We start from the raw sequence: 4,061 nt of genomic DNA on the forward strand, positions 1-4,061 counted from the left end.
GTACTGGCCAGGGGGGTGAAGGGTCCTGGGCCGAGGCGGGCGGCAGCCGGTGCGGTGGGGGAGACGTTGACGGCCGTGGTCAGGGGCCCCGCGTGCAGGACCAGCCAGCCGGCCTCCTCGTCGTGGTCGACGGAGACGTCCGCGAGCCGCAGGTCGGCCGGCAGGTGGGCGTGGCGGATGGCGATCAGGCGGCGGTGCCAGTCGAGGAGGGGGCAAGGAGCGTCCTCGGGAGGCCAGGCCAGGCAGGAGCGGTCCCTGGTGGCAGGGGCCTGCGGGTCGGGGATCTCCTCCTCCGACCAGCCGTGCGCGCCGAACTCCCGCCGGCGGCCGGCCCGCACCGCCTCGGCGAGGGCCGGATCGCGGTGGTCGGTGAAGTACTGCCACGGCGTCGTCGTGCCCCACTCCTCGCCCATGAACAGCATCGGCGTGAACGGGCCGCAGAGCACGAGCGCCGCCGCCAGCGCGGCGCGCGCCGGCCCGGCCAGGGCCACGAGGCGGTCGCCGAGGGCGCGGTTGCCGATCTGGTCGTGGGTCTGGGCGTAGCCCAGCAGGCGGCGGGTGGGCGTCGCCGCCCGGTTGAGCGGGCGGCCGTGCTCGCGGCCACGGAACGAGGAGTAGCCGCCCGCGTGGAAGAAGCCGTGGGACAGCGTGCGGGCCAGGGCGGTCAGCGGGGCCTTGCCGAAATCGGCGTAGTAGCCCTGCGACTCGCCGGTCAACGTGGCGTGCAGCGCGTGGTGGAAGTCGTCGCTCCACTGCGCGTGCAGCCCGTGGCCGCCGTGCTCGCGCGGCGCCGTGGTGCGCGGGTCGTTCTGGTCGGACTCCGCGACCAGGAACAGCGGCCGGCCCGTCTCGGCCGCCAACGCGTCGACGGCGGCCGAGAGTTCGGCCAGGAAGTGTGGCGTCGACTCGTCGACGAGGGTGTGCACGGCGTCGAGACGCAGCCCGTCGAGCCGGTAGTCGCGCAGGAAGGCCAGCGCGCTGCCGACGAAGTACGCCCGGACCTCGGCCGACTCGGGGCCGTCCAGGTTGACCGCCGCGCCCCACGGCGTGTGGTGCCGCTCCGTGAAGTACGGGCCGAACTCGGGCAACCAGTTGCCGGACGGGCCCAGGTGGTTGTGGACGACGTCGAGCACCACCCCGAGGCCGAGGCCGTGCGCCGCGTCGACGAAGCGCTGCAGCGCCTCCGGGCCCCCGTACGGCTCGTGGACCGCCCACGGCGCCACCCCGTCGTACCCCCAGCCGTGCCGTCCGGGGAAGGGGCAGAGCGGCATCAGCTCGACATGGGTGACGCCGAGGTCCGCGAGGTGGGGGAGCCGGGCGACGGCCGCGTCCAGCGTGCCCTCGCGGGTGAACGTGCCGACGTGCAGCTCGTACAGCACCGCGCCCGGCAGCCCGCGCCCCGGCCACGGGTGGCGCCACGGGAAGCCGGCCAGGTCCGTCACGGCGCTCAGCCCCTCGGGTCCTTCCGGCAGCCGCCGGCCGCGCGGGTCGGGCAGCGGCGGGCCGCCGTCCAGTGCGAAGCCGTACCGGTCCCCGGCGACCGCCGGGGCCTCGGCCCGCCACCAGCCACCGGCCTCCGGCCGCATGGCGACCGGGGGCCGGTCCGGCATCCGCAGCGTGACCTCGCGCACCCGTGGTGCCCACACCTCGAACAGCATGGGCACCATGCTCGGGGCACCGGGGGCGCGAAGACCAGGCCGCACGCCGGGCGCGCCGCGACTACGTCATGACGTGGCACCTTCGGACGGCGCGCTCAGGCAATACCGGTGCTGGTTCACCGGATAGCCCGCCCGGGCGAACGCGGCCGCCATCGGCACGTTCCCGACGTCGGTGGCCGCCGCGATCCGCTCGGCGCCCTCCGCGACCAACTGGCGGGTGCACTCCACCAGTAGGTCGTAGCCGTAGCCGTGGCCGCGCTGCTCGGGCACCACGCCGACGAACCCCACGCAGGGCCCGACCGGATTGCGCGCCGGCACCTGGATGCCGACCAACTCTCCCGCCGGCGTGAACGCCAGCCGCCACCACTCGCGGGGCGACGGGCACCAGCGGAAGAAGTCCAGCTCCTCGCGGGCCGCGAGCTCGACCCCGCCGCGCTCGACGGCCCGCAGGGCGTGCGCGTCCAGCGTCATCGAGTGCACCCGGCGCAGCACCTCGAGGACGACCTCGTCGTCCGGCTCCGGCCGGAGGACCAGGCGTCCGGTACTCTCCGGCAGCCCGGCGGCCGGCGTCCACACATAGCGGTACCGCTCCACCAGCGGCCGGTAGCCCGCGTCGGTGGCCGCCGCCAACCGGGCCCCGGCCGCCGACCTGGCCGGCGGGTCCTCGCGCCAGCCGGGCGGCAGGATCAGCTCGTAGTCGGCGCGCAGCGGCACGGAGCGCAGCAGCTCGACGCCGGCCGCGCGGTCGGTGAAGTCGAACCAGTCGAGGGCGACCGGCTCCTCGTCGTCCGGGCCGCCCCAGAACGCGGCCCTGGCCACCACGGTGCCGGCGCGCTCCGCCACCCAGGTCCACTCGGGCCGGTACTCGCCGCCGGCGGCGACCGTGTCGTAGACGTTGTGCGGCGGGTCGAGCAGCGGGCGGCCGACCAGGCCGGGGTCGGGAAGCGAGGTGAAGACGGCGCGCGCCTCGTGCTCGGCGAGCGCGCGAATGACCAGATCGGTCATGAAAAGTGTGGTCCTTCCGGAAGGCGTGCCCCGCGCTCCGGCTCAGCCAGCGAAATGCCCGACGGGACGGCGAGGGCTTGGGAAGCGCGAGGTCGTGACAGAAGTCGTGTGGAATGACATGACGGCGCCTCCCTTCTCGGTCCGTGACGGGGTCGGGCGTGCGAGTACGGTAGGCCGGCGGGCGACGGCGTGTCCACTGGTTTTCGCGGGGCTCCCGTGGCGTGTGGTGGGACGCCGGTGGCTGGACAGGGTCGCGCGGGGTCGCGGACAATTCCCGCATGACCTCAGTCGAGTTCGGCGCGCCGTCACCGCGGATATCCGACGCGGACCGGGAGCGCGCGCTCGACGTGCTTCGCGAGAGCGCGGTGGAGGGGCGGGTCTCCCAGGAGACGTTCGAGCGCCGCATCGAGCAGGTGCTCGCCGCCCGGCGGCTCGACGAGTTGTACGCCGTGCTCAGCGACCTGCCGGACCGTCGGCCGCCGCGGACCGTCAGCCCTGGCAACTGGCTGGTGACGCAGGTGACCCGGGTCGCCGCGTTCCGCCAGCGCCTGCGGCGCGCCTGGGAGTCGGACCGGCTGCCACAGCTGCTGCTGCCGGTGCCGGGACCCGAGCCGCTGACCATCGGGCGGGAGGCCGGCTCGGGGCTGCGGCTGAGCGACTACAGCGTCTCGCGCCATCACGCGCGGCTGTTCAGCACGTCGGCCGGCTGGCTCCTCTACGACCTCGGCTCGGTGAACGGCACCTGGGTCAACGACCGCCGTGTCACCGGCGGCGTCCCGGTGCGGCCGGGCGACCAGGTGCGGTTCGGCGCGGTGCCGTTCGTGCTCGTGGGACGCGGGCACGAGCTCGGCTGAGGCGCGTCTCGCGTGAGCCGGCCCTCTCGCGCAAAGCCGACCCTCTCGCGTGAAGCCGGCCTGCCGCCCAAGCGGGGGCTGGGAGGTGGGGCGGCAGGCCGGAGTTCTGGGTGCTTCCCGGTCTCGCTCGTCTGTGGGAGCGCTCCCAATTCGGACCGTAGCGCCGCGCCCGTTCGTCTGTAAAGGCTTAGGACACGGTGGAATCGGGCCGGGGGAAATCGGTTGTCCGCGGTCGCCGACGAGAGGGAGCCTGCGGGGATGATCGAGCTGCGAGAACTGGGCGAGGACGACTGGCGGGTCTGGCGCGAGCTGAGGCTGGCGGCGCTGGCCGAAGCGCCCTACGCGTTCGGCACCAGGCTGGCGGAGTGGCAGGGCGAGGGCGACCGGGAGGAGCGCTGGCGGGCCCGGCTGGCGATACCGGGCGCCGCCGACTTCGTGGCCCTCGTCGACGGCGGGCCGGCGGGAACGGCCAGCGGCGTGCCGGGGGATGAGGGGCCCGAGGTCCTCTCGGTGTGGGTGGCAGCCGCGGCGCGGGGGCGTGGGG

General features: G+C 75.0%; 4 protein-coding genes. 2 read left to right on the forward strand and 2 right to left on the reverse strand.

Features of this window, described 5'->3' with window-relative positions; translation table 11 throughout:
* Positions 1-1,658, reverse strand: a 1,658-nt coding sequence (gene treZ / locus E1265_RS34535) for a malto-oligosyltrehalose trehalohydrolase (protein WP_132934904.1), incomplete at its 3' end; no start/stop codon positions are given.
* A 66-nt stretch (positions 1,659-1,724) separates the two neighbouring features.
* Positions 1,725-2,663 (reverse strand): GNAT family N-acetyltransferase, encoded by a 939-nt coding sequence (locus E1265_RS34540; protein WP_132934905.1) that lies wholly within the window; start codon positions 2,661-2,663, stop codon positions 1,725-1,727.
* 278 nt (positions 2,664-2,941) lie between these two features.
* Between E1265_RS34540 and E1265_RS34545 the strand changes: the two genes are divergently transcribed.
* Together E1265_RS34545 and E1265_RS34550 are read left to right on the forward strand one after the other, a co-directional pair.
* Entirely contained in the window at positions 2,942-3,517 is a 576-nt protein-coding gene (locus E1265_RS34545; RefSeq protein ID WP_132934906.1) for a DUF1707 and FHA domain-containing protein, read from the forward strand.
* Positions 3,518-3,775: 258 nt separating this feature from the next.
* A partial coding sequence (locus E1265_RS34550) for a GNAT family N-acetyltransferase (RefSeq protein ID WP_347877284.1) occupies positions 3,776-4,061 on the forward strand: 286 nt, incomplete at its 3' end.

It is taken from the genome of Streptomyces sp. 8K308 (genome assembly GCF_004348315.1).
Classification (GTDB): Bacteria; Actinomycetota; Actinomycetes; order Streptomycetales; family Streptomycetaceae; genus Streptomyces.

Bases quoted from the DNA above. Each gene is read 5' to 3' on its own strand.
- E1265_RS34540 (WP_132934905.1), bottom strand. From the start codon at position 2,663: ATGACCGATCTGGTCATTCGCGCGCTCGCCGAGCACGAGGCGCGCGCC.
- E1265_RS34545 (WP_132934906.1), top strand. From the start codon at position 2,942: ATGACCTCAGTCGAGTTCGGCGCGCCGTCACCGCGGATATCCGACGCG.